Consider the following 22,819-nt stretch of genomic DNA (forward strand, 5'->3'; position numbering starts at 1 on the left):
CGTCTCGACATTCATGTTGCGTTGCTTTCCCTGGCTGCTGCCGTCATCTGCTCGCGCTTCGTTGATGACTTGTGTTAGCGACTCTAAGTCCGCGCTGACTTCCTGTTTTAAGCGCACGGTTAAGGCGCTCGGATATTCTAGGCCGACATTCTACGGTGCGTGCGCGTCTGACCCGCGACTGGCAGGAAACATTAGCGGACTCCCTCAATTTCGCAATTGCCGCTCATCGCGCGGCGCGGGCAGTATGGCTGTCACACAGATGGGCGCGTGCCGTTGCGCCGCAACATAACAGGAGACGCCATGTCGTACTTCGAACATGTCCCCGCGGTTCGCTACGAGGGCCCGCAGTCGGACAATCCTCTCGCTTTCCATCACTACGATCGCACGAAGAAGGTCCTCGGCAAGACGATCGAAGAACATTTGCGCGTTGCCGTGTGCTACTGGCACACCTTCGTGTGGCCCGGCATCGACATCTTCGGGCACGGGACGTTCCATCGTCCGTGGCAGCAGCCCGGTGACGCCATGGAGCGCGCGCGCCAGAAAGCCGATGCAGCATTCGAATTCTTCTCGAAGCTCGGCGCACCTTTCTATACCTTCCACGACACCGATGTCGCGCCCGAAGGCAAGGACCTGAAGGACTACACCGAGAATTTCGCGCGCATGGTCGACTATCTCGGCGAGCGCCAGCAGGCGAGCGGCGTGAAGTTGCTGTGGGGCACCGCGAATCTCTTCTCGAATCCGCGTTATGCGGCGGGCGCGGCGACGAACCCGAACCCCGAAGTGTTCGCCTATGCGGCGACCCAGGTGTGTCACGCGCTCGACGCGACGCACAAGCTCGGCGGCGAGAACTACGTGCTGTGGGGTGGCCGCGAAGGCTACGACACGCTGCTCAACACCGACCTCGTGCGCGAGCGCGAGCAGTTCGCGCGCTTTCTTTCGATGGTGGTGGAACACAAGCACCGCACCGGCTTCAAAGGCACGCTGCTGATCGAGCCGAAGCCGCAGGAGCCGACCAAGCACCAATACGACTACGATGTCGCGACGGTTTACGGTTTCCTCGCGCAATACGGACTGCAAAGCGAAATCCGCGTCAATATCGAGGCGAATCACGCGACGCTCGCGGGCCACTCGTTCCATCACGAGATTGCGACGGCGTTTGCGCTCGGCGTGTTCGGCAGCGTGGACGCGAATCGCGGCGATCAGCAAAACGGATGGGACACCGATCAGTTTCCGAATAGCGTCGAAGAACTCACGCTCGCGTTCTACGAGATCCTGCGTCACGGCGGATTCACGACGGGCGGCATGAACTTCGATGCGAAGGTGCGCCGCCAGAGCGTCGATGCCGAGGATCTCTTCTACGGCCACGTGGGGGCGATGGACGTGCTGGCGCTCGCGCTGGAGCGCGCTGCGGTGCTCGTCGAAAACGATCGCCTCGAACAACTGCGCAGCCAGCGTTACGCGGGCTGGGACACGGAGTTCGGCCGCAAGATCCTGGCGGGCGGTTATTCGCTCTCGTCGCTCGCGGCTGACGCCACCGCGCACGGCATGAATCCGCACCATGTGAGCGGCCAGCAAGAACGGCTCGAAAACATCGTCAATCAGGCGATTTACGGACTGCGATAAGCGCGTTGGCGGACGTGCAACCCCGCCAAAAATAAGGTGAACGCGCCGACGCCGATTCGGAATCGGCCCCGCGCGTTTCGATAAGGACGGAGACATGTTCATCGGGATCGACCTCGGGACGTCGGGCGTCAAGGCCGTGCTGCTGGATCGCGCGGGCGAGGTGCTCGGCAGCGCGAGCGCGGCGCTCACCGTGAGCCGTCCGCAGCCGCGCTGGTCCGAGCAGGCGCCGCAGGACTGGTGGCTCGCTACGCAGATGGTGCTGCGCGCACTGATCGCACAGGCTGCGGCGAGAGGCATCGACGCCGCTCGCATCGAGGCGCTTGGCCTGACCGGACAGATGCATGGCGCGACGCTTCTCGATGCAGGCGGCAACGTGTTGCGCCCCGCCATCCTGTGGAACGACGGTCGTTCCGATGTCGAATGTGTCGAACTCGAACACGCGGTGCCGCAACTGCATGACATCGCGGGCAATCTGGCGATGCCGGGATTTACGGCGCCCAAACTGCTCTGGGTGCGCAAACATGAGCCCGACGTGTTCGCACGCATCGCGCATGTTCTGTTGCCGAAAGATTACTTGCGTTATCTCCTGACCGGCGTATTCGCAACCGATGCGTCCGATGCCTCCGGCACGCTCTGGCTCGACATCGCGAAGCGCGACTACAACGATGCGTTGCTGGCCGCATGCGGACTCACGCGCGAACAGATGCCCGCGGTCTTCGAGGGCAATCAGATCACCGGTACGCTGCGCCCGGAACTGGCACGGGAATTCGGCCTGCGCGAGATTCCCGTGGTCGCGGGCGGTGGAGACAACGCGGCGGGCGCGGTCGGCGTGGGGATCGTGCGCCCCGGCGATGCGATGCTTTCGCTCGGGACGTCCGGCGTTTATTTCGCCGTATCGGACGGATTTCGCGCGAACCCGGATTCGGCGGTCCACAGTTTTTGCCACGCGCTGCCGCAGACCTGGCATTTGATGTCGGTGATGCTCAACGCTGCGGGCTGCATCGATTTCACGGCGCAACTCACGGGTTATGGGAGCGTGGCGGCCTTGCTCGCCGACGCCGAGGCGAATTCGAACGAACAAGTCGATGCGCGTCGCCCGTGGTTTCTCCCGTATCTGAGTGGCGAGCGCACGCCGCACAACGACGTCAATGCGAAGGGCGTCTTTTACGGCATGACTGGGCAGACCACGCGAGCCGATCTCGCGAACGCGACGCTGGAAGGGGTGGGCTTCGCGCTGCTGGACGGCATCGACGCCCTGCATGCAGCCGGTCTCATGCCCGATTCGATCACTGTGATCGGCGGCGGTTCGCGCAGCGCGTGGTGGACCCAGATGCTCGCCGATATCAGCGGCCGTGCGCTCACGTTGCGTGCGGGCGGCGAAGTGGGCCCGGCGCTCGGCGCCGCGCGTCTTGCACATCTCGCATCAGAGCCGGCCGCGACGCTGGACTCGGTGTGTCCGCAGCCACCCGTGCTGGCGGTCCGCGAGCCCGATGCGGCGCGCCACGCGTGGTATCGGGAGGCCCGCCGGCCAACGTTTCGCGCGCTCTATGGCGCGCTCAAACCGGTTTTTGCAACCGGCGCCTGAAGTGTGGCGTCGGTGAAGCAGAAAGCAGCACGGCCACGGTAGCCGTGCGGCAATAAAAGCAGTCCTGTGGTCACGTCGCCTCGCCCGTTCACGGGCGTGTGCGTCTCGCAACCATTGTCGCGTCGCTCCCGCGAATCAGCCGGGACGGCTATAGACCATCAAGAGGAGTTTGGAGACATGAAATTTGCTAAACGTCGTTCGGTTCTGAGTTCGCTCGTCTGCGGTGCGGTGCTCGCGAGCATCTCGCTTGCTGCGCCGCTTGCTCACGCAAGCAAGGACCATCCGGAAATCGGCTTCTGTATCGACGATCTGCGCGTTGAGCGCTGGTCGCGCGATCGCGACTACTTCGTCGCAGCCGCCCAGCAACTGGGTGCGAAGGTGTCGGTGCAGTCGGCCGATGCCAGCGAAGAGCGCCAGATTTCGCAGATCGAGAATCTCATCTCGCGCGGCGTGGATGTGATCGTGATCGTGCCGTTCAATTCGAAGACGCTCGGCAATGTGGTCGCCGAAGCGAAGAAGGCCGGCATCAAGGTCGTTTCGTATGACCGTCTGATCCTTGACGCCGACGTCGACGCGTACATCTCGTTCGACAACGAAAAGGTGGGTGAACTGCAGGCGCAGGGCGTCTTCAAGGCACAGCCGAAGGGCAACTACTTCCTGCTGGGCGGCGCGCCGACCGACAACAACGCCAAGATGCTGCGCGAAGGGCAGTTGAAGGTGCTCAAGCCCGCAATCGATCGTGGCGACATCAAGGTGGTCGGCCAGCAGTGGGTGCCGGAATGGAGCGCTTCGACGGCGCTGCGCATCATGGAAGACGCACTCACGGCGAACAACAACAAGATCGACGCGGTTGTCGCATCGAACGACGGCACGGCCGGCGGCGCGATCCAGGCGCTGGCCGCACAGCATCTCGCGGGCAAGGTGCCGGTGTCGGGCCAGGACGCCGATCTCGCGGCGGTCAAGCGCGTGATTTCGGGCACGCAGACCATGACGGTCTACAAGCCGCTCAAGCTGATCGCAAGCTCGGCGGCGAAGCTCGCCGTCGATCTCGCGAAGGGCGACAAGCCCGCGTATAACGCGCAGTACGACAACGGCAAGAAGAAGGTCGACACGGTCCTGCTGCAGCCGACGCTGCTCACGAAGAGCAATGTGGACGTCGTGGTCAAGGACGGCTTCTACACGCAAGCTCAACTGGCTAGCCAGTAACGGCGGGCGGCCCGCGAACGCGCCGCTTCCGGCGACGTCGTTCGCGGGCCTTTGCAGCGAGGCTGAACAAGTATGACCGAACCACTACTGACGATGCGCGGCATCGTCAAGTCCTTTGCGGGCGTGAAAGCGCTCGACGGCATCGACCTTACGGTGCAGCCCGGCGAATGCGTGGGCCTGTGCGGCGAAAACGGCGCCGGTAAATCGACGCTCATGAAGGTGCTCTCGGGCGTCTATCCGCACGGCACCTGGAGCGGCGAGATCCGCTGGGAAGGCGAGGTGCTGAAGGCCGCGAACGTGCGCGACACGGAGCGCGCGGGCATCGTCATCATCCATCAGGAATTGATGCTCGTGCCAGAGCTTTCGGTCGCCGAAAATATTTTCCTCGGCAACGAGATCACGTTGCCGGGCGGCCGCATGAACTACGCGGCCATGTATCAGCGCGCCGACGAATTGCTGCGCGAGCTGAACATCGACGCGATCAATGTCGCCGAGCCGGTGATGAACTACGGCGGCGGCCATCAGCAGCTCATCGAGATTGCCAAGGCGCTCAACAAGCGCGCGAAGCTGCTGATTCTCGACGAGCCGTCGTCGTCGCTCACCGCCGCCGAAACGAAGATTCTGCTCGACATCGTGCGCGATCTGAAACGGCGCGGCGTGGCATGTGTGTACATTTCGCACAAGCTCGAAGAAGTCGAGGCCGTGTGCGACACGGTGACGGTGATCCGCGACGGCAAGCACGTCGCGACTGAGCCGATGCAATCGCTCACCAAGGACCGCATCATTGCGATGATGGTGGGCCGCGAGATCCGCAACCTGTTTCCGCGCGAGCCGCACGAGATCGGAGACGTCGTCTTCGAGGCGCGCAACGTGACCTGCTACGACGTGGCGAATCCGCGCCGCAAGCGCGTCGACGACGTGTCGTTTTCGGTGCGGCGCGGCGAGATCGTCGGCGTGGCCGGACTCGTCGGAGCAGGGCGCACGGAAACGATGCAGGCGATCTTCGGCGCCTACCCGGGCGCGTGCACCGCAACCGTGTTGCTCGACGGCAAGCCGTTGAAGATCCGCGCACCGCTCGACGCGATTCGCGCCGGCATCGCGATGGTGCCCGAGGACCGCAAACGTCACGGCATCGTGCCGCAACTGGGCGTGGGCCACAACATCACGCTTTCGGTACTGCAGCGTTTCGCGAAACGCGGACGCATCGACGCAGCCGCCGAACTCGACACCATTCGCAACGAAATGCAGCGCCTCTCGGTGCGCGCGGCCAATCCGATGCTTTCGATCGCGAGTCTCTCGGGCGGAAACCAGCAAAAAGCAGTACTGACGAAGATGCTGCTCACCGACCCGGTCGTGCTGATCCTCGACGAACCCACGCGCGGCGTCGACGTCGGGGCGAAGTACGAAATCTACAAGCTCATGTTCCAGCTTGCCAAACGCGGCGTGGCGATCGTGATGGTGTCGTCCGAGTTGCCTGAGGTGCTGGGCGTCAGCGACCGCGTGCTCGTGATCGGCGAGGGCGAGTTGCGCGGCGATTTCGTCAACGAAGGCCTGACGCAGGAACACATTCTCAGTGCCGCGATCCACAGCGCGCGCCACCAACCCAACGTTGAAACTGAAAGAGCGAGTGCAGCATGACCCCCGACGTCACTTCACAACCCGCGCGCGATGACGCCGCAAATGGCGGCAGCAGCTTCGGCATGCGTGCTCAGCAGCTCTTTGCGCGCTACAAGATACTCGCGCTTCTGCTTGCCGTTGCCGCAATCTGGGTCTTTTTCTCGGCGCTGACGCACGGCGCGTTTGTCACGCCGCGCAACGTGTCGAATCTGCTGCGGCAGATGTCGATCACCGGCATGCTCGCGTGCGGCATGGTGTTCGTTATCATCGCGGGCGAAATCGATCTCTCGGTTGGCTCGCTGCTCGGTCTTCTCGGCGGCGTGGCTGCGATTCTCGACGTGAACCGCGGCTGGCCCATCGGCGTGACGGTGCCCGTCGTGCTTGCGCTTGGCGTGCTCGTTGGCGTCTTCAACGGGTGGTGGTCCACGTACCGGCGCGTGCCGTCGTTCATCGTCGGGCTTGGCGGCATGCTGGCCTATCGAGGCATCCTGCTCGGCATCACGGGCGGGTCCACGATAGCGCCCGTGTCGGACAACTTCGTGTTCATCGGCCAGGGTTATCTGCCGCGGCTCGCGGGCGACGCGCTCGCGGTCGTACTGTTCGCGCTGCTCGCGCTCCTCACCGTGCGCCAGCGCGCGAACCACCGGCGCTATCAGTTGCCGGTCGCGCCGATGTGGCAGGACGGTGTGAAGATCGTCGGTGCGGGCGTCATCGTGCTCGCGTTCGTGGTGATGCTGGACAGCTACGGCGGCATTCCCGTACCTGTGCTGCTCCTGCTCGCGCTGCTCGGAATCTTCACCTGGGTCGCGACGCAGACGGTGTTTGGCCGGCGCATCTATGCGGTCGGATCGAATCTCGAAGCGACGCGCCTTTCGGGCGTCAATACGAACCGCGTCAAGCTCGTGATTTTCGCGTTGATGGGGCTCATGTGCGCGTTCGGCGGCATCGTCAACACGGCGCGTCTCGCTGCGGGCTCGCCCTCGGCCGGCAACATGGGTGAACTCGATGCGATCGCGGCCTGCTTCATTGGCGGCACGTCGATGCGCGGCGGCTCGGGCACGGTGTACGGCGCGCTGATCGGCGCACTCGTGATGGCGAGCCTCGACAACGGAATGTCGATGCTCGACGTCGATGCGTACTGGCAGATGATCGTGAAGGGCGGCATTCTCGTGCTCGCCGTGTGGATCGACGTGGTGTCGGGATCGAATCGCCGTTGATGGGTGGCGGCTGAAAGCCTCGGCAACGACGGCACTGGTTGCTTCTCCAGGGTGCGCCTGAACGCGCATTTGGGCGAGACGGATGTCTCGCCCTTTTTTCTTTTTGATCGTGCGTTGGTCTTCCATTCCCTCCAGCATCGTTTTGGCCCGGGCGCCAACGCGAAGGTCATGCCGCGCGGAGCTTTCGCCGATACTGTCTGCGCTTTCCCAGGGATGCTTCGATTTCAGCGCTCGCACGTGTGACGAACGAAATCGAAGACTGCGTTCGGGCTTCGTGAATGCCCCGCGGGTTCGCACGTCAAGCGTGCCAACTGAGCGAGCCGCCGGGCGCGGAGCGCAAATCCGCCGCCGTCGCGCGAGGTCCCTCGGCCCTTGGGCTACAATTGCCGCAGCCTGGACACGGAACCGTAATGAATACACGGAAAGCATGCTTCGCCGGCCTCATGGCCGTTGCCGCTCTGCTTGCAGGATGCGCCGCGCAGTACCGCAATACCAGCGCGTGCGAGCAGGAAATGCGTCGCCGCCTCGTGGATGCGTCGCAGGGCGAGCTTTCTGTCACGAATCGCACGGCCGCTTATCGCGGCAGTCGCGTCGTTGTCGAAGGTCATCTCGACAAGACGCCCGATGCCGCCAAGGTCGCGGCTACGGCCACTGACACCGCAACGGCCACCGCAAAACCGAAGCCCGCTACGCCGGTCGATGCCGTTGCGCAGAAACTCGGCATCAAGAAGCCGGAGCGCACGCCCGCCGCCGCCGAATGCACGTTCGACGAGGCCGCTCTCAAGTCGTTCCGCTGGCTCGCACCGGCGGCGCTCGCGAAGACTACGCCCGAGCCGGGCGCGTCAACGAACTGACCGGACTGACGCTGCGCACGCCGCTCTATCGCAGCGGCGCGATGCTCACAGCGTCAATGCATAGCCACATCAATACGCGCGTGCCGCGTTCCCCAAAAACAGGCCGCCAAAACACGCCTCAAAACGCGAAGAACGGTCCGTTGCCGGCTGACGTCAGCTGTCCCTCGATCGCCGTGAACACGCTCTTTCCGAAGAAGAACGGCAAGCCCCATCCGAACGCGCTGCCGTTGTAGGCCGCGAGGTTGCTGTACGCCCAGTTGCCTGTGTTGAGGAGCGTCTGCGCGTTTGCGACAGTGAACGACGTGGAGGCTGCCACGCCGTCGGTGCCTTTGATTGTCGCCCCGAAGCTCAGCGGCGAACTCGGGCAGAACCACACGCCGCTGCATAGCGTGGTCGTCGAACTCGCGAAGAAGAAGGCGTTCGAGCCGCTGTCCAGATAGCTCCTCGCATAGACCGTGCCGTCCGAAGTGGTGGTGCTCACGTAGCCCGTCGACTTGTTCGCGTGCAGGACCGTCGCCGCGCCGAGCACGTTGTTGGCCTGTGTCCCGATGCCGAATGTCAGCGTGCCAGTGATGGAGGCCGCGCCGTTGTCTCCGACCGTGGGCAGGGTGATTTCGACGCCGTTGTTGTCCGTGGCGAATGCGGCGACGGGATTGGCGACCTGATGCGCCAGCGGCTGCGTACTCGGGTTGCAGGTGCCCGAGGCGCACGCGTAGTACCACGGCGTTATCGCCATGTTCGCGCAACTCGCCCCGCAATCGGCATTGAAGAGCCCCACGCCGATGATGCCGTTCACGTGCAGCGAGGACGCGTCGTTCATCGCTATGGCGCTGGCGTTCGAGCAGGAGCTGGGCGCGGTCGAGGGCACCGAAGGATCCGCGATCACCTGAATCGGCAGCGACGCCGCTGTTTCGCTCGCGAGCTTCACGTCCGCGAGACGCACGGCACCCCAGGTGTAGCCGGATCCGAACACGAGACATTCGCCGGCCACGTTCGTGCCCGAGCCCGCGTTCACCGCGGGCAGCGTGATGCTGGAAGGCAGCGCCGAAGCGAGCAGGCGAAGGCCTGCCGATCCCGTGTCGACCTGAACGTTGTCGATGGTCGCGCAGGTGGACGTGTTCGGCACGCAGACGGTGACGCTTGTCGTGAGCATGTTGGGTGTCCGCGTCGCCAGCGGTCCGACGCTCACCGTGACCTGGTTGGGCGTCGTGGATTGTACGACGGAGGACGTGGTCGGGTTGTTGGGCGACCCGCCGCCGCTCGTGGTGGCGGGGCCCGTCGAACTGTCGCCCGAGCCCCCGCCTCCGCAGGCGGCCAGCGTGACGCAGAGCAGAAGGGCGAGCCACAGCGCGCGCGCAGGGGAGCCACGGCGGCCGGTCATCGCAGGTCTCCTTCGTTCACGCCCGCGGGCAGCGCGGCCGGCAGCCACGCGCGGCCCACGTAGCTGCGCATCTGGCCACCCGTTTCGACGATGACGCCGGTCTGATTCACGCGAGCGTTGTGCAGATTGCCGGGCTGTGCCGCGAGCGCGGCGGCCGCGCCGCTGCGATACGACGCGTAGTGACGGCCGAGCAGCGTCTGCAGGTTCGGCATCGTCGGCCCTTCCCACGAATACGCGAAGATCTCGTCGTTCGTTGGGGCGATGTACTCGTTGATGGTCGTGCCGCCCGCGTCGACGTAACTGAGAACGCGTGCCGCACCGCTTGCGATCGTGCCCGTGGTCGCCCCGGTGATGGGCGTGGCGGTGTCGCCGAGCGCGGCGTGAGCGGGCGTCGCAAGCCACAGGCCCACCGACAGGCAGGCGCAGGCCGCCAGGTGGTCCGCCCGGCTGGATTTTCTGGTTGTCATGAAACGCTTCCGACTTGTTCTACTTGTTGGCTTATTTTTGAGATTTGCGCCGAACAATAGCATCGGAATGTTCCGCTCAAACGAGGATCACGGCTTGAGTCGCACCGCCGGGACGTTGGTCTGACGCGATATTTTTCTAATGCATTGATGTAAAAGGGTAAATCCGGTTTTCCCTCGTCGGCGCGCGCTGTCTCGAATTGTTGAATAACGTTAAATGGGCGCCTGCTGAGGCCTGTCAGACCGAGCCGCGGCCGCCGCGATGGCCCGCGGCGTCGTGGTTTTTGCACAGGGGCTTCCAGGACCGGTAGAATGTCTGGTTAATCCACGGAAACTGGCCGTGGCGTAGCCGAAGGTTCACCGCAAGGATTCCCCCAGGATCACCCCAAGGATTACCCGAACATGAGTGAGTTTCATCAACGTCTTGCCACCCGCGGTGTTGCGCTCCTGATGGCGGGCGGGCTGGTCGCCGGTTGCAGTTCGCCGTCGCCGACGAAGATCGATTACCGCAGCGACGCGAAGGCGAAGCAGTCGTCGCTGGCCGTTCCGCCGAACATGCTGGACGAAACGTCGGACCAGCGGTCGCTGCCGCCGCAGGGCGGCGAGACGTCGCTCTCGTCGCTCAAGCAGGTCCAGCAGGACGCGCCGCCGTCCGACGAGACGCAGGTGCTCCCGCAGGTGCCGGGCATGCATATCCAGCGTGAGGGCACGGAAAGCTGGCTCGTCGTCGACAACAAGACGCCGGACCAGGTCTGGCCGCAGGTGCGCCGCTTCTGGCAGGAGCAGGGTTTCCTGCTGGTGGTCGATCAGCGCGACAAGGGCGTCATGGAGACCGACTGGAACGAAACGCACCAGAAGATCAGCGACGGCCTCGTCCGCAACACGCTGTCGTGGGCCACGGGCAATTCGTATGTCTCGGCGGAGCGCAACAAGTACCGCACGCGTCTCGAAACTTCGCCGGCTGGCGGCACGTATATCTTCGTCAGCCAGAAGGGCCTGAGCGAGCAACTCAGCGGCACGAACAACGAAAACACCAAGTGGGTGCCGAAGCCCAACGATCCGGCGCTCGAGACCGAATATCTGAAGCGCCTCATGGTGACGCTCGCGCGTGCCAAGCCGGGCGTGCCCGATGCGCAGGTCGCGGCCGAAGAGGACGCAAAGGCCAACCCCACCGCCGCGAAGTCGAAGGGCACGGACGCGGCGGCTGCCGCCGTCGCGGCGCAGAACGTCGCCAACGCCGGTCAGCAGGCTGCGTCCGGCGACACGGGCGGCCAGTACTCGTCGACGGAACTCACGCTCAGCGAGCCGTATGACCGTGCGTGGCTGCGTGTGGGCGTCGCGCTCGACCGCGCGAACTTCACCGTGGACGACCGCGACCGCGCGAAGGGCATCTACTACGTGCGCTACGTCGACCCGAAGGACATGACCTCCGACGAGCAGGGCTTCTGGAACCAGATATTCCATGGCCGCAAGGAAAAGGCCGCGAAGCTGTACAAGGTGAACGTGCGCGCCGTGACCGAGAATCAGACGCGCGTGGCTGTCGTCGACGACAGCGGCCAGATCGACCAGTCGCGACCGGCTCGCGAGATCATGGGCCTCGTTGTCTCGGAACTGCACTAACGTTATTAGCGCCTGAAGCGTCTTAAACGCCTTCGGACCCCGAACAGTTTTTTTCGGGCCCGGCCTCAAAAGAAAAACCCGCCGGCGCATTGCGCCGGCGGGTTTTTTTACGCCTGCAGCGAGCCGCGATTAGTGCGGAGGAATCATCCAGGTGAACACGTTCTGCTGCAGCCACACGAGGATGCCGAGCAGCACGGTCAACAGGATCGAGTGCTTGAAGGTCTTTGCGAACACGTAACCTTCCTTGCCCTTGAGGTCCGTGGTGGCCACGCCCGTCGAGATGTTCTGCGGCGAGATCATCTTGCCCATCACGCCACCTGACGAATTGGTTGCCGCCATCAGGATCGGGTTCAGGTTCAACTGCTTGGCGGCCACCACCTGCAGGTTGCCGAAGAGCGCGTTGCCCGAGGTGTCGCTGCCCGAGAGGAACACGGCCACCCAGCCAAGGAACGCCGAGACGAGCGGGAAGAACGCCCCGACCGACGCGACCGCGAGACCGAGCGTATAGGTCAGCCCGGCGTAGTTCATCAGGAAGGCGAGGCCGACGATCGTTGCCACCGTGAGGATAGCGATGCGCGTCTGCACCCAGGTATCGCCGATCGCGGCGACGAATTCCGACGGCTTGATCCGCACGACGAACGCCGTAATGATCGCTGCGACGAGAATGGCCGTGCCGGTAGCGAGCGGCTGGAAGTCCCAGATCGCGCCGTAAGGTGCGTTGTAGAGCGTGATGAACACGGCCTTGTCGAGACCCGGCCACGGTATCTTCACTTCACCGATCGTGAACACCTTCAAGATGGTCCAGAGGATCACGACCACCGACACGATGATCCACGGATACCAGCCCTGGGCGTTCGTGACGTGATTGCGCACCTCCTTCGAGCGATCGACCTGGATCGCGAACTGCGGATCGTGGGCCGGTTTCCATGCGCGCAGGAACAGGATCGTGAGGATCAGCGAGACGAGCGACGAGAGCACGTCGGTGAGGCTGTAATTGATGAAGTTCGAGGTAACGAACTGCGTCAGCGCGAAGCTGCCGCCCGAGACGAGGAGCACCGGCCAGATGCGCAGCATGCCGCGCACGCCAGCGTAGACACCGATGACGTAGAACGGCAGCAGCAGTGCGAAGAACGGAAGCTGGCGGCCGACCATTTGTCCGAGAGCGTCGGAGGGCAGGTGCGTGACGGCGCCGAGCACGGTGATCGGCACGCCGAGCGCGCCGAACGCGACCGGTGCGGTGTTGAATATCAGCGTGAACGTAAGCGCTTCGAGTGCCGGGAAGCCGAGCATGATGAGCAGCGAGCTCGTGATCGCGATCGGCGTGCCGAAGCCCGAAATGCCTTCGAACAGCGCACCGAACGAGAAGCCGACCACGACGAGCACGATGCGCCGGTCATTGGGCAGGTTGTCGAGCAGCCACATGCGGAACGCCGCAAAGCGACTTGAACGTAGTGCGATGTTGTAGAGCAGGATCGCGGTGACGACGATCCACATGACGGGCCACAACGCGAACACGACGCCCGCGGCAACCGCGTTGAGCGCGAGTCCGACCGGGAACTGCCATGCGACGATGGCGACGATCAGGCCGACTACGAGGCCTGCGAGCGAGGCTTGCCACGCGGGTCGCCGCGCCCAGCCAAGCAGGGCGAGCACGGTGATGATCGGCAATGCGGCAACGACGAACGACAGAAATAGTGAATTGCCGACTGGTGTCAACAACTGGTGGAACATGGCCTCTCCTCTTTGTACTGGTTCGAATCAGCGTGCGAGATCCTGCCTGGCGCGCCGTAGGGGCTGTAAGTACGGAGGTGTAAGTAATATGGTGCTTCAATCCCCGATACCCCCTGGTAGCATATAAGGGGCGGCCCAGGCGTCAAGCAGGGAAAGTACGGTCGTACGCGAAACAGCACGCAGAACTGGCGGCTGCGCCAGCAAGGTGGCCGAGCGGAGGAAGCGTGCCGCTGTCAGTGATGCCAGTGTCCGCCGCCGCTTCGGTAACTAAAGCCGAAGGAGAAGGCCGGCGCACCCCAGCCCCAGCCCCAACCACCGCCCCAGCCCCATCCCCAACCCCAGGCGGGCCAGGGGTAGTACGCGGGCCAGGCAGACCAAACGGGGTACGCGGGCACGGCGATCGCGACGGGTGGTGACGAATAAAGCGGCCCCGGGTATTGGGCATCGGGCACTGCGCTGGGTGCAGTGTGCATCGTTCCGGCCGCGACGGGCATGCTGTCGGAATACGGTGGGGCGCTGAATCCAGCCGGGTAAAAATAGCAGCCCGATAGCGTCAGCCCGACACCGAGCGGGCAAGCCCATCCCACGCTTCGGACCAGCGTGAGCGCTGTGCTCAGGCGGTGCGCGAAAGCGGGGCGGGCGAAAACCACGAACGGGCCTGACATGGCGTACTCCGGGAACTGGCAGCGGTCGCCCCCAGTTGTGCGCGGGTTGAATGCCAGCAACGACGCTCGGTGCGAACGCTATCGAGCGAGCTTACGCTGTCCGTTCCGCCTTTGTGTTGCTCACCCGTTACTGCATGTTTCGTGCAATTGCATCGCCCAAAAGAAATGCGGCGCATCCCGTAATCCGGAAATGCGCCGCGAAGCCTCTCTGATGATGCTGTTATGGCCTGTCGTCGTGATGTTGCATCCGTCGTTGTGCGTAAGTCGTGCTTGCGATCACTTGCCGACCTGATTGCCGATGATGCCGCCCACCGCCGCGCCGCCGACCGTCGAGAGCGCACTGCCGCCGAGCAACGCGCCCGCCACGCCGCCTGCACCTGCACCGATGACCGTGTCGCGGTCGCGTCTCGACATGTTGTCGCAAGCGGACAAACTGGCGATCGCTGTAACGAGCACTGTGAGGGTAACGAGGGTGCGTGCGCGTGAGAGGGTTTTCATTTCCGGCTCCGGGATGGTTGCTAGTGGTACGCCCTGCGCAGAACGCAGGACGCACCTCCGATAGATCTATCGTATCGAGCGATCCCGTATCCGGATGTGCGCGTTTGTCAAAGAGCCGTTCGATTCGTAAAAGTGTGTTTCGCGCCTTGAAGAAGCAAAACGGCGGGTGCGACTTTCGTCGCGCCCGCCGTGAGTCTGTCACGCAAGTCGAGGGTTATTACTGACGATGGTAGATCTCGCCGCCCTGCTTGATGAACTCGACAGCCTTCACTTCCATGCCCTTTTTCAAGGCCTCGTCGTCGCTCACGCCCTGTTTTGCAGCGAAGTCGCGCACGTCCTGCGTGATTTTCATCGAGCAGAAATGCGGACCGCACATCGAGCAGAAGTGCGCGACCTTCGCCGAGTCCTTCGGCAGCGTCTCGTCGTGGAATTCGCGCGCCTTGTCCGGATCGAGGCCGAGGTTGAACTGATCTTCCCAGCGGAATTCGAAGCGCGCCTTCGAGAGCGCGTTGTCGCGCACCTGCGCACCCGGATGGCCCTTCGCGAGGTCGGCCGCGTGCGCAGCGAGCTTGTACGTGATGATGCCTTCCTTCACGTCGTTCTTGTTCGGCAAGCCGAGGTGCTCCTTCGGCGTGACGTAGCACAGCATTGCGGTGCCGAACCAGCCGATCATCGCGGCGCCGATGCCCGAGGTGATGTGGTCATAACCCGGCGCGATGTCGGTGGTGAGCGGCCCGAGCGTGTAGAAGGGCGCTTCCTTGCACCAGTCGAGCTGCAGATCCATGTTCTCCTTGATGAGCTGCATCGGCACATGGCCCGGGCCTTCGATCATCACCTGCACGTCGTGCTTCCACGCAATCTGCGTGAGTTCGCCGAGCGTCTTCAGTTCGCCGAGCTGGGCTTCGTCGTTGGCGTCGTAGATCGAGCCCGGACGCAGGCCGTCGCCGAGCGAGAAGCTCACGTCATACGCCTTCATGATCTCGCAGATGTCTTCGAAGTGCTCGTAAAGGAAGGACTCCTTGTGATGAGCAAGACACCACTTGGCCATGATCGAACCGCCGCGCGAGACGATACCCGTCATGCGGTTGGCCGTGAGCGGCACATATTGCAGACGCACGCCTGCGTGGATCGTGAAGTAATCGACGCCTTGCTCGGCCTGCTCAATCAGCGTGTCGCGGAAGATTTCCCACGTGAGGTCTTCGGCCTTGCCGTTGACCTTTTCGAGCGCCTGATAGATCGGCACCGTGCCGATCGGCACCGGCGAGTTGCGGATGATCCACTCGCGCGTTTCGTGGATGTGCTTGCCGGTCGACAGATCCATGACCGTATCGCCGCCCCAGCGGATCGCCCACGTCATCTTGTCGACTTCCTCGCCGATCGACGACGTCACCGCCGAGTTGCCGATATTCGCGTTGATCTTCACGAGGAAATTGCGGCCGATGATCATCGGCTCGCTTTCCGGGTGGTTGATGTTCGCGGGGATGATCGCGCGGCCGCATGCAATTTCATCGCGTACGAATTCGGGTGTGATCTCCTTGAGCGCGTTCGCGCCGAAGGCCGCTGCGCCGAACGCCTGGCCCGCGTGCTGGCGGCCCATCATCGCGGCGAGCTTTGCGCCGTTCGGGCCGCTCGATTTGAGGCTCTCCAGATACTCGGCACGGCGCTGGTTTTCGCGGATCGCGATAAATTCCATTTCCGGCGTGACGATGCCCTGACGCGCGTAGTGCATCTGCGTGACGTTCTTGCCGGACACTGCGCGGCGGGGCGTGCGATGCAGGCCCGGGAAGCGCATTTCGGCGGTGTCCGCATCGGCGGCGCGCTCGCGGCCGTATTGCGAAGTCAGACCCGGCAGCGCTTCGGTGTCGCCGCGCGACTCGATCCAGCGCTGGCGGAGGGCGGGCAAGCCCGCGCGAATGTCGATCTTCGCTTCGGGATCGGTGTACGGACCGGACGTGTCGTAGACGTAGATCGGCGGATTCTTTTCGCCGCCGAAGCTGTCGGGCGTGTCCGCCTGCGAGATTTCGCGCATCGGCACGCGGATATCGGGCTGCGAACCGGTCACGTAGATTTTGCGCGAATTGGGCAGCGGGGCCACCGCAGCTTCATCGACGTGCGCGTTGGCGGAAATGAATTTCGGGTTCGCGTTCATGCGACTTTCTCCTTAGTCGACCGGAGTAAGTGCTGTGAGATCTGAATCGATCCGGTCGCACTCGCTCGGGTCCCTTGCAAAGCTATGTGGGAACAGCGGCTTAGCAGGAGAAGAGACAGAACGTGGACGGAATTCGCAATGAAGAGGTGACGCCGGGGTGTTGCTGCGAAGTCCGGACGCATCCCTGCGCTGGCATTATCCAGATCAGGTTCAAAGGGTATTTCTCACCCGCGCGACGCGCAGCCCGGCTTTCGCTCGTAGCAGCGCATGACGCAGGACCCCCGCGTAAGCAGGCCAAACGATACACCGCACGGCGACGATCTGGCAAGGGCATCTTGATGTAGATCGTGTTCGCGGGGCGATGCCTTACAGCGTGAAATCGTCGGACGCTTCAGGCTGGAACAGGATCTGGTCGATCCGGAGCTTTTGCTGCGCACCGCTTGGTGGGATGAAGCGCACGGTGTCGCCGCGTTTTAGTCCGAGCAGTGCGAGACCTGCGGGCGAAAAAACGTTGAGGCGTCCGGCCTCGAAGTCGGCGTTGCGCGGGTAGACGACGGTCCACGTAATCGCTTCGCCGGTATCGTCGTTTCTGAGCGTGACTTGCGAATTCATCGTCACAATGTTCGCGGCGATTTCTCGCGACGTGACGATCTCCGAGCTTTCGAGCAACTCGTCGAGCATCGTTTGGCGCGTGTGCGGGGTGCCGGGCTCGGCGGCGCACTTTTCGAGACGGGCGACGTCGAGTTCGGTGAGGTAGCGGATTTTCCTGGTCATCGCGGTTCTCCTGTGTCGACCGGAGTTAGCGCTTTAGCGCTTACTCCGGTCCCATGCAAAGCGGTCGACCCGAGTCAGCGCTTTAGCGCTTACTCCGGTCCCATGCAAAGCGGTCGACCCGAGTTAGCGCTTTAGCGCTTACTCCGGTCCCATGCAAAGCGGTCGGCCCGAGTCAGCGCTTTAGCGCTTACTCCGGCCCCATGCAAAGCAGTCGACCCGAGTTAGCGCTTTAGCGCTTACTCTGATTCCATCGCGCATGGCGCTTTGGTCCTTGAGTGGGCGTGAGTGATCGGCCCGGAGCCTGACCAAACGGCTCCGCGTAGTGGGGAGCGTTTCAGGCCGGACGCCGGGCGGCGATGAGCGGGGTGGTGGTGCGGGGCGGGGACGCTCGCAACGCGACGGATGTGGCTTTCCGGACGTGCACGTTCGCGCCGCAGCGAGGGCGCGGCGGCAACGGCACAGCGGAGCACAATGTCGAGTAGGGCATGACCACTGAAAGCAAAAAGAAAGATTTGTGCATCGTAGCACGTATGCCACCTGTCCGGGAAAGTGGGCCGCCGGGATCGCTTTCGCTTCGCGGGAAGTACGAGCATCGACGGTGAGTGCAGTGGCGGAAACGGTGTTGTGGCGCGTTTGGCGGCGCCGTCGTTCCCCGGTTGGTCGCTATCGCGGCACCGATTTTTCATTGCGGCATCATGCCAACGAGATTCACACGTTCCGCTGCGCGCGTGCCGGGATGTCGTGAGTTTGCGTCGTCGCTCTGGGCCGTGCCATGATCCCGCCTCCCCATCCGGTTTTTGGTCTGGCCCAGTCCACGGCCCGCAAGCTGTGGACCTTCTGCCGCTCGCTCCGGCTGCCGCGCTCGCGCCGCGGCCGCGTTACGCTCTCGCTCGCGGTCGTCTATTTCGTCTGGGGTTCGACGTATCTGGGCGTGCACGTCGCGCTCGAGTCCTTTCCACCGCTGCTGCTTTCAGGCTCGCGCAACCTGCTTGCAGGCATCGGTCTCTTCGTATTCGCCATGCGCCGCAGGCCCGCGCGGCCGACCCTTCTCCAGGTGCGCAACGCAGGCGTGGTCGGGGCGGTGCTCGTCGGGTTTTCAGGCGGCATGCTCGCTTACGGCATGCGCACCGTCGGCACGGGCACAGCGGCGATAATCGTCGCGACCGTGCCGCTTTTCGCCATGGTGATTGCTGCCGCCACGGGGCATCACATCGCGCGGGCCGAATGGGGGGCGGTGGCGCTTGGGCTCGTCGGCATTGGCGTGCTGAGCCACGGTGGAACGACCGGAACGGCGGGCGGCTCACTCGCGGTCCTGTGCGGGGCGCTGTTCTGGGCGATCGGCGCGCATCTGGCCGGCAAGTTAGAACTGCCGTCCGATCTGTTCCTTGCCACTGCGGTGCAGATCGGTCTTGGCGGGGCGATCTCGACGCTTGTCGCCTGGGTCAGCGGCGAGCGCATGATGACGCTGCACTTCCTGCCCGTGCTCGCTTTTCTCTACCTCATGCTGGCGGGCACCATGGCTGGGTTCGTCGCGTATGGTTATCTGATCCGGCATACGAGTCCGCTCGTGGCGAGCAGTTGCATGTACGTGAATCCGGTCGTGGCCGTCGCGTTGGGGGCCCTGTTGTTGGGCGAGCCGGTGACGACGGGCACGATCATCGCGATGGTCCTGATTCTCGGCAGCGTCGCGCTTTCGTTCCTGTTCGACGATCGCCGTCGCGGGGTCTGACGCCTCGCGCCGGATGCGGCTCCTGCGGCTGAACTGTGCGGCCGCAACAATGCTTCGTGGGCAGCGCAGGCGCACGAGTGCGCCTGCACGCGCTGTCCGGTTAGCGAATGCGTTGGCCGATGGCGCTTAGGTTGCCTGCGCGCCTTGCCCGGCGCCGGGGCGCATGCCGAGGTGAACCCAGCCCGCGAGCGCGGTGAACGCAAGACCGGCTGCACAGACGCCGAGCCAGCCGAACGCATGCCACGTTGCCGCTCCGACCGCGGAGCCGATGGCGCCGCCGATGAAGTACGCGACCAGGTACACCGTATTGACGCGGCTGCGCGCCTCGGGGCGCAAGGCGTAGATGCGCGACTGGTTCGAAATCTGCGCGGCCTGCACGCCGACATCGAGCACGATCACGCCGATCGCGAGCCCGGCGAGGCTCTTGCCCGAAAACGAAAAGATGAGGAACGCGAGCACGACGAGCACGAGCGCGAACGTGATGATGGCGCGTGCGCCGCGCTTGTCGGCAGAGCGTCCCGCGAGCGGCGCGACGAGTGCGCCCGCCGCACCGACGATGCCAAAAAGCCCGGCCGCCTGCGGCCCCAGATGGAACGGCGCGCCGGCGAGCAGCAGTGTGAGCACGGTCCAGAACATGCTGAATGCGCCGAACAGGAAGGCGCCGGTGGCGGCGGCTTCGCGCAGGCCGCGCAATTCGACGGTGAGGTGCCACATTGAAACGAGCAGCTTGCCGTAGCTGAGCGTGGACGTGGGCCGGCTGCGCGGCAGCTTCAGAACGACGACCACCGCAAGCCCGAGCAGCACGACGATCGTCGAGCCGAACACGGCGCGCCAGCCGAAGTACTGACCGATGAAGCCGGCGGCCGTTCGCGCGAGCAGGATGCCGATCAGGAGGCCGCTCATGACGGTGCCCACGGCGTGGCCGCGCGCCTCGGGCGGCGCGAGTTCGGCGGCGAAGGGGACCGCCTGCTGCGCGATGGTCGAGAGGACGCCGATTGCGAGGCTCGCGCCGATCAGCACGGCGAGCGTCGGTGCCGTGGCCGCGACGAAGAGCGCGACGCAGACGCCTGCGATCTGCAGCAGGATCAGGCGGCGGCGGTCGAAGCGGTCGCCGAGCGGCGCGAGCAACAGCATCCCGGAGGCGTAGCCGAGCTGGGTCGCGGCGGGCACTGCGCCGATCCACGCGGCACCGGCGGGGAAGGTCTGGCGGAAGTCGTCGAGCAGCGGCTGGTTGTAGTAGATGCTCGCGACCGAAACGCCCGCGATGATCGCGAGCAGGATGAGGAGGCTGGAGAGCGACTGGCCGTCGCCGGCAGGTGCGGAATCGGGTACGGACATGGAGTCTGGATGGAGCGTGCGGCGCCCGGAGAGACGAAAGGCGGGAATCGAGGGAGCCGATCATACCGGAGCGAGCCCGATCGTGCTGGCGGGCTGCGGCGTTCGAGCTCGTCAGGGCTCCACTGGCGCTCGCCGCCCGCTCAGATGATCAGTTCGCCCGAAGGTTCGTGAAACGGGTACGGTCCATCGGATTCATCGACGTACGCATGGTGCGTGACGACACCGCTGCGCGAATCGTAGCGATGCAGCGCGAACGCGGGTGGTTCGAGTGTGAACGTGGACGGCGCGTCGGCCGAGAGATCGAGTGTCACCTGATGCGCGGGCGCCGGCACCGCCGAAGCGATCGTGCCGCCGAAGCGCACGAACATCGGCCGATGCACGTGGCCGCAGATCACGCGCTCGACGTTCGGGTGTCGCGCGATCAGCGCTTCCAGCGCCTTGGCGGCGTGCGCGTCGAGCCGGATCGCGTCCATGTGGCCAATGCCGCAGTCGAACGGCGGGTGATGCAGCGCGACGATCACGGGATGCGCGCGTGCGGCGTCGAGTTGTGTTTCGAGCCACGCGAGCCGCGCCTCGCATAGCGTGCCCGCGCTTTGCCCCGGCTGCATGGAATCGAGCGCAATCAGGCGCATGTCACCGATGTCGACGGTGTATTGCACGAACTCGCCGCCCGCACGCAATTCAGCGCGCTCCGGAAAAACTTCGCGCAACGCTTCACGGCCGTCGTGGTTTCCGATGAGAAACCAGTACGGAATTTCGAGCGTGGCGAGCAGCGTTTTGAGGTGACGGTATTCGTCGGCATTGCCGCAGTCGACGAGATCGCCGGTCATGACGACCGCGTCCGGGCGCGGCACGAGCGCGTTCAGCCGGGCGATCGTACGCGCGAGGCTCGCGGCGGTATCCACGCGCCGGTAGGCAAGCGCGCCGGGTTGCTTGATGTGCAGGTCGCTGATCTGGGCGAGCAGCATGGGCGTCCTCTCAAAGTAGCCGTCGATTACGGTGAAGATTCAGGCGAGGGCAATCAGCGCGTCGGCGGCGATCGACACTCCAACCGGCGTTCTGCGGGCCAGTTCGACACGGCCCGCCGCGTCGACGATGGGCGCATCGGGCGCGGCACCTAAGGCGTCACGGGAAATCGACGTCATCGCCATCGCGTGCCGTGTGCACGGCATGGACGAGCGGCGCGTTCGAGATCGCCGCGATCGTGCCGCCTTCGCGCAGCGTGTGCGGCAGCGTGAACCCGAGCGTCTCGCTCGCATGCTCGCCGCCGATGCGCGCCATCAGCCGCTGCCACGCGGACCGTCCGATCGCGCGGTTCGGCGTGCAGATGCTCGCGAGCGGCGGTGCGAGCAACTCGCCTACGGCAAGGCCGTCGAAGCCGAGGATCGACATGTCTTGCGGCACGCGCATGTGTACGCGGCGCAGGCCGCGCATCACCACCATCGCTAGCAGATCGTTGCTGCAGAAGAGGGCTGTGGGGCGCTGCGGACCGCTCGTCAGGTGCGCGAGCACCGAGGGCGCGAGTTCGTCTGCGTTGAAGTCGATTTCGAGCGCGGGTGCGGGAATGAGCCCAGACTGCCGCATCGCGTGCGAGTAACCCGCGTGGCGCTGGCGTGCCCGGTCGGATGCCGACAGGCTGCCGGCCAGCATCAGAATGCGGCGATGTCCGTGCGCGATCAGCATGCGCACGCCTTCGCTCGCGGCCTCATGGTTGTCGACCGATACCGACGGGCGCTGCTTCGTGTCGTTGTGCATCAGCACGTAGAGCGGGCCGTTGTCGTCGAGGTCGTCGAGCAGAGGATGCGTGTCGGCATCGGTGACGGTCAGGATCAGGCCTTCGACGCGTTGCGCGCGCAACGTTTCTATGGCGCGCCGTTCACGCTGCTCCTCATAGAGCGTGGTCATCAGCATGAGCCGGAAGCCTTGCGCGGCAGCGAGTTCGTCGATGCCCTGCAGGCACTCCGTGAACACGGGATTCGCCAGCGTGGGCAGCACCACGCCGATGAGCCGCGTGCGCTCACCTCGCAACTGGCGGCCGAAGGGGCTTGGGTGGAACTTGAGCGCGTCGATGGCCTCGCGCACCTTGGCGAGCGTGACAGGGTTGACGGTGTGAGGCGCGTTGATCGCCCGTGACACGGTGGCGATCGAAAATCCGGCGTGTGCAGCGACATCCTTGATGGTTGGTGTCATGCGTGCGTCCCCGGGTGTTGAAAACGTTTTCGATGGCCGGATTATGGAAACCGCATGTTACGGTTCGATGACGGCTCGAGTTTGGGGAGGGAGTGGGGCAATGGTAGAATCGCGTCCGCCCTTGCCGGGGTGATGAAATTGGTAAACATAGCGGACTTAAAAACGATTGAGTGCCCGA

18 protein-coding genes, 1 pseudogene and 1 riboswitch are annotated in these 22,819 nt (G+C 64.3%); of the genes and pseudogenes, 8 read left to right on the forward strand and 11 right to left on the reverse strand.

What is annotated here, in order from left to right; translation table 11 throughout:
* Window positions 1-300 precede the first annotated feature (300 nt).
* The 6 genes from xylA (at window position 301) to D1Y85_RS06440 (ending at window position 8,102) form a co-directional block, all read left to right on the forward strand.
* On the forward strand, window positions 301-1,623 hold the full coding sequence (gene xylA / locus D1Y85_RS06415; protein ID WP_124150223.1) for a xylose isomerase: 1,323 nt from the start codon (window positions 301-303) through the stop codon (window positions 1,621-1,623).
* A gap of 94 nt (window positions 1,624-1,717) precedes the next feature.
* Entirely contained in the window at window positions 1,718-3,208 is a 1,491-nt protein-coding gene (gene xylB, locus D1Y85_RS06420) for a xylulokinase (RefSeq protein WP_124150224.1), read from the forward strand.
* Between the two features lie 177 nt (window positions 3,209-3,385).
* Complete coding sequence (gene xylF, locus D1Y85_RS06425) at window positions 3,386-4,414, forward strand: D-xylose ABC transporter substrate-binding protein (RefSeq protein WP_124150225.1); 1,029 nt, start codon at window positions 3,386-3,388, stop codon at window positions 4,412-4,414.
* Between the two features lie 72 nt (window positions 4,415-4,486).
* Complete coding sequence (gene xylG / locus D1Y85_RS06430) at window positions 4,487-6,052, forward strand: D-xylose ABC transporter ATP-binding protein (RefSeq protein ID WP_124150226.1); 1,566 nt, start codon at window positions 4,487-4,489, stop codon at window positions 6,050-6,052.
* Window positions 6,049-7,248, forward strand: coding sequence for a sugar ABC transporter permease (locus tag D1Y85_RS06435; protein ID WP_124150227.1), 1,200 nt, complete (start codon window positions 6,049-6,051; stop codon window positions 7,246-7,248). Before xylG ends, D1Y85_RS06435 begins: the two co-directional genes overlap by 4 nt.
* Window positions 7,249-7,658: 410 nt before the next feature.
* Complete coding sequence (locus D1Y85_RS06440; RefSeq protein ID WP_124150228.1) at window positions 7,659-8,102, forward strand: hypothetical protein; 444 nt, start codon at window positions 7,659-7,661, stop codon at window positions 8,100-8,102.
* A 118-nt stretch (window positions 8,103-8,220) separates the two neighbouring features.
* On the opposite strand, the gene D1Y85_RS06445 is transcribed toward D1Y85_RS06440, so the two are convergent.
* On the reverse strand, window positions 8,221-9,483 hold the full coding sequence (locus D1Y85_RS06445; RefSeq protein ID WP_124150229.1) for a DUF3443 domain-containing protein: 1,263 nt from the start codon (window positions 9,481-9,483) through the stop codon (window positions 8,221-8,223).
* Window positions 9,480-9,950 carry a DUF2844 domain-containing protein gene (locus tag D1Y85_RS06450; protein WP_124150230.1) on the reverse strand — a complete coding sequence of 157 codons (471 nt, stop codon included), beginning with the start codon at window positions 9,948-9,950 and terminating at the stop codon, window positions 9,480-9,482. Before D1Y85_RS06450 ends, D1Y85_RS06445 begins: the two co-directional genes overlap by 4 nt.
* A gap of 399 nt (window positions 9,951-10,349) precedes the next feature.
* Between D1Y85_RS06450 and bamC the strand changes: the two genes are divergently transcribed.
* The gene (gene bamC / locus D1Y85_RS06455; protein WP_124150231.1) at window positions 10,350-11,567 is read left to right on the forward strand and encodes an outer membrane protein assembly factor BamC; all 1,218 of its coding nucleotides are present in this window, start codon (window positions 10,350-10,352) and stop codon (window positions 11,565-11,567) included.
* A gap of 129 nt (window positions 11,568-11,696) precedes the next feature.
* Here the strand turns inward: bamC and D1Y85_RS06460 are convergent, their stop codons facing one another.
* The 5 genes from D1Y85_RS06460 to D1Y85_RS06480 all read right to left on the reverse strand — a co-directional run bounded on the left by D1Y85_RS06460 (window position 11,697) and on the right by D1Y85_RS06480 (window position 17,384).
* The gene (locus D1Y85_RS06460; RefSeq protein ID WP_124150232.1) at window positions 11,697-13,298 is read right to left on the reverse strand and encodes an L-lactate permease; all 1,602 of its coding nucleotides are present in this window, start codon (window positions 13,296-13,298) and stop codon (window positions 11,697-11,699) included.
* Between the two features lie 233 nt (window positions 13,299-13,531).
* Window positions 13,532-13,963, reverse strand: coding sequence for a hypothetical protein (locus D1Y85_RS06465; protein WP_124150233.1), 432 nt, complete (start codon window positions 13,961-13,963; stop codon window positions 13,532-13,534).
* Window positions 13,964-14,239: 276 nt separating this feature from the next.
* Window positions 14,240-14,461 carry a glycine zipper 2TM domain-containing protein gene (locus D1Y85_RS06470; RefSeq protein WP_124150234.1) on the reverse strand — a complete coding sequence of 74 codons (222 nt, stop codon included), beginning with the start codon at window positions 14,459-14,461 and terminating at the stop codon, window positions 14,240-14,242.
* Window positions 14,462-14,678: 217 nt separating this feature from the next.
* Window positions 14,679-16,610 carry a phosphomethylpyrimidine synthase ThiC gene (gene thiC, locus D1Y85_RS06475; RefSeq protein ID WP_124150235.1) on the reverse strand — a complete coding sequence of 644 codons (1,932 nt, stop codon included), beginning with the start codon at window positions 16,608-16,610 and terminating at the stop codon, window positions 14,679-14,681.
* A gap of 163 nt (window positions 16,611-16,773) precedes the next feature.
* Window positions 16,774-16,903, reverse strand: a riboswitch (TPP riboswitch).
* Window positions 16,904-16,976: 73 nt separating this feature from the next.
* Window positions 16,977-17,384 (reverse strand): GreA/GreB family elongation factor, encoded by a 408-nt coding sequence (locus tag D1Y85_RS06480; protein ID WP_124150236.1) that lies wholly within the window; start codon window positions 17,382-17,384, stop codon window positions 16,977-16,979.
* A gap of 772 nt (window positions 17,385-18,156) precedes the next feature.
* On the opposite strand from D1Y85_RS06480, the gene D1Y85_RS06485 reads away from it, so the two are divergent.
* Complete coding sequence (locus tag D1Y85_RS06485; protein WP_124150237.1) at window positions 18,157-19,113, forward strand: EamA family transporter; 957 nt, start codon at window positions 18,157-18,159, stop codon at window positions 19,111-19,113.
* Between the two features lie 126 nt (window positions 19,114-19,239).
* Here D1Y85_RS06485 and D1Y85_RS06490 read toward each other — a convergent pair whose 3' ends face one another.
* The 4 genes and pseudogenes from D1Y85_RS06490 to D1Y85_RS06505 all read right to left on the reverse strand — a co-directional run bounded on the left by D1Y85_RS06490 (window position 19,240) and on the right by D1Y85_RS06505 (window position 22,641).
* Complete coding sequence (locus D1Y85_RS06490; RefSeq protein ID WP_124150238.1) at window positions 19,240-20,451, reverse strand: MFS transporter; 1,212 nt, start codon at window positions 20,449-20,451, stop codon at window positions 19,240-19,242.
* Window positions 20,452-20,591: 140 nt separating this feature from the next.
* On the reverse strand, window positions 20,592-21,419 hold the full coding sequence (locus tag D1Y85_RS06495) for a phosphodiesterase (RefSeq protein ID WP_124150239.1): 828 nt from the start codon (window positions 21,417-21,419) through the stop codon (window positions 20,592-20,594).
* 39 nt (window positions 21,420-21,458) lie between these two features.
* Window positions 21,459-21,569 (reverse strand): annotated as a pseudogene (locus D1Y85_RS06500) (ABC transporter ATP-binding protein); the annotation flags it as partial.
* Between the two features lie 7 nt (window positions 21,570-21,576).
* On the reverse strand, window positions 21,577-22,641 hold the full coding sequence (locus D1Y85_RS06505) for a substrate-binding domain-containing protein (protein WP_124150240.1): 1,065 nt from the start codon (window positions 22,639-22,641) through the stop codon (window positions 21,577-21,579).
* Between the last annotated feature and the right edge of the window lie 178 nt (window positions 22,642-22,819).

The organism is Paraburkholderia dinghuensis (genome assembly GCF_003837865.1).
Taxonomy (GTDB): domain Bacteria; phylum Pseudomonadota; class Gammaproteobacteria; order Burkholderiales; family Burkholderiaceae; genus Paraburkholderia; species Paraburkholderia dinghuensis.

Excerpts from the sequence above, each read along its gene's own strand:
- xylA (WP_124150223.1), top strand. The coding sequence starts at position 301 with ATGTCGTACTTCGAACATGTCCCCGCGGTTCGCTACGAGGGCCCGCAG.
- xylB (WP_124150224.1), top strand. The coding sequence starts at position 1,718 with ATGTTCATCGGGATCGACCTCGGGACGTCGGGCGTCAAGGCCGTGCTG.
- thiC (WP_124150235.1), bottom strand. The coding sequence starts at position 16,610 with ATGAACGCGAACCCGAAATTCATTTCCGCCAACGCGCACGTCGATGAA.
- D1Y85_RS06460 (WP_124150232.1), bottom strand. The coding sequence starts at position 13,298 with ATGTTCCACCAGTTGTTGACACCAGTCGGCAATTCACTATTTCTGTCG.
- D1Y85_RS06470 (WP_124150234.1), bottom strand. The coding sequence starts at position 14,461 with ATGAAAACCCTCTCACGCGCACGCACCCTCGTTACCCTCACAGTGCTC.
- D1Y85_RS06445 (WP_124150229.1), bottom strand. The coding sequence starts at position 9,483 with ATGACCGGCCGCCGTGGCTCCCCTGCGCGCGCGCTGTGGCTCGCCCTT.
- xylG (WP_124150226.1), top strand. The coding sequence starts at position 4,487 with ATGACCGAACCACTACTGACGATGCGCGGCATCGTCAAGTCCTTTGCG.
- D1Y85_RS06495 (WP_124150239.1), bottom strand. The coding sequence starts at position 21,419 with ATGCTGCTCGCCCAGATCAGCGACCTGCACATCAAGCAACCCGGCGCG.
- D1Y85_RS06490 (WP_124150238.1), bottom strand. The coding sequence starts at position 20,451 with ATGTCCGTACCCGATTCCGCACCTGCCGGCGACGGCCAGTCGCTCTCC.
- xylF (WP_124150225.1), top strand. The coding sequence starts at position 3,386 with ATGAAATTTGCTAAACGTCGTTCGGTTCTGAGTTCGCTCGTCTGCGGT.
- D1Y85_RS06440 (WP_124150228.1), top strand. The coding sequence starts at position 7,659 with ATGAATACACGGAAAGCATGCTTCGCCGGCCTCATGGCCGTTGCCGCT.
- D1Y85_RS06465 (WP_124150233.1), bottom strand. The coding sequence starts at position 13,963 with ATGTCAGGCCCGTTCGTGGTTTTCGCCCGCCCCGCTTTCGCGCACCGC.
- D1Y85_RS06485 (WP_124150237.1), top strand. The coding sequence starts at position 18,157 with ATGATCCCGCCTCCCCATCCGGTTTTTGGTCTGGCCCAGTCCACGGCC.
- D1Y85_RS06435 (WP_124150227.1), top strand. The coding sequence starts at position 6,049 with ATGACCCCCGACGTCACTTCACAACCCGCGCGCGATGACGCCGCAAAT.
- D1Y85_RS06480 (WP_124150236.1), bottom strand. The coding sequence starts at position 17,384 with ATGACCAGGAAAATCCGCTACCTCACCGAACTCGACGTCGCCCGTCTC.
- D1Y85_RS06505 (WP_124150240.1), bottom strand. The coding sequence starts at position 22,641 with ATGACACCAACCATCAAGGATGTCGCTGCACACGCCGGATTTTCGATC.
- bamC (WP_124150231.1), top strand. The coding sequence starts at position 10,350 with ATGAGTGAGTTTCATCAACGTCTTGCCACCCGCGGTGTTGCGCTCCTG.
- D1Y85_RS06450 (WP_124150230.1), bottom strand. The coding sequence starts at position 9,950 with ATGACAACCAGAAAATCCAGCCGGGCGGACCACCTGGCGGCCTGCGCC.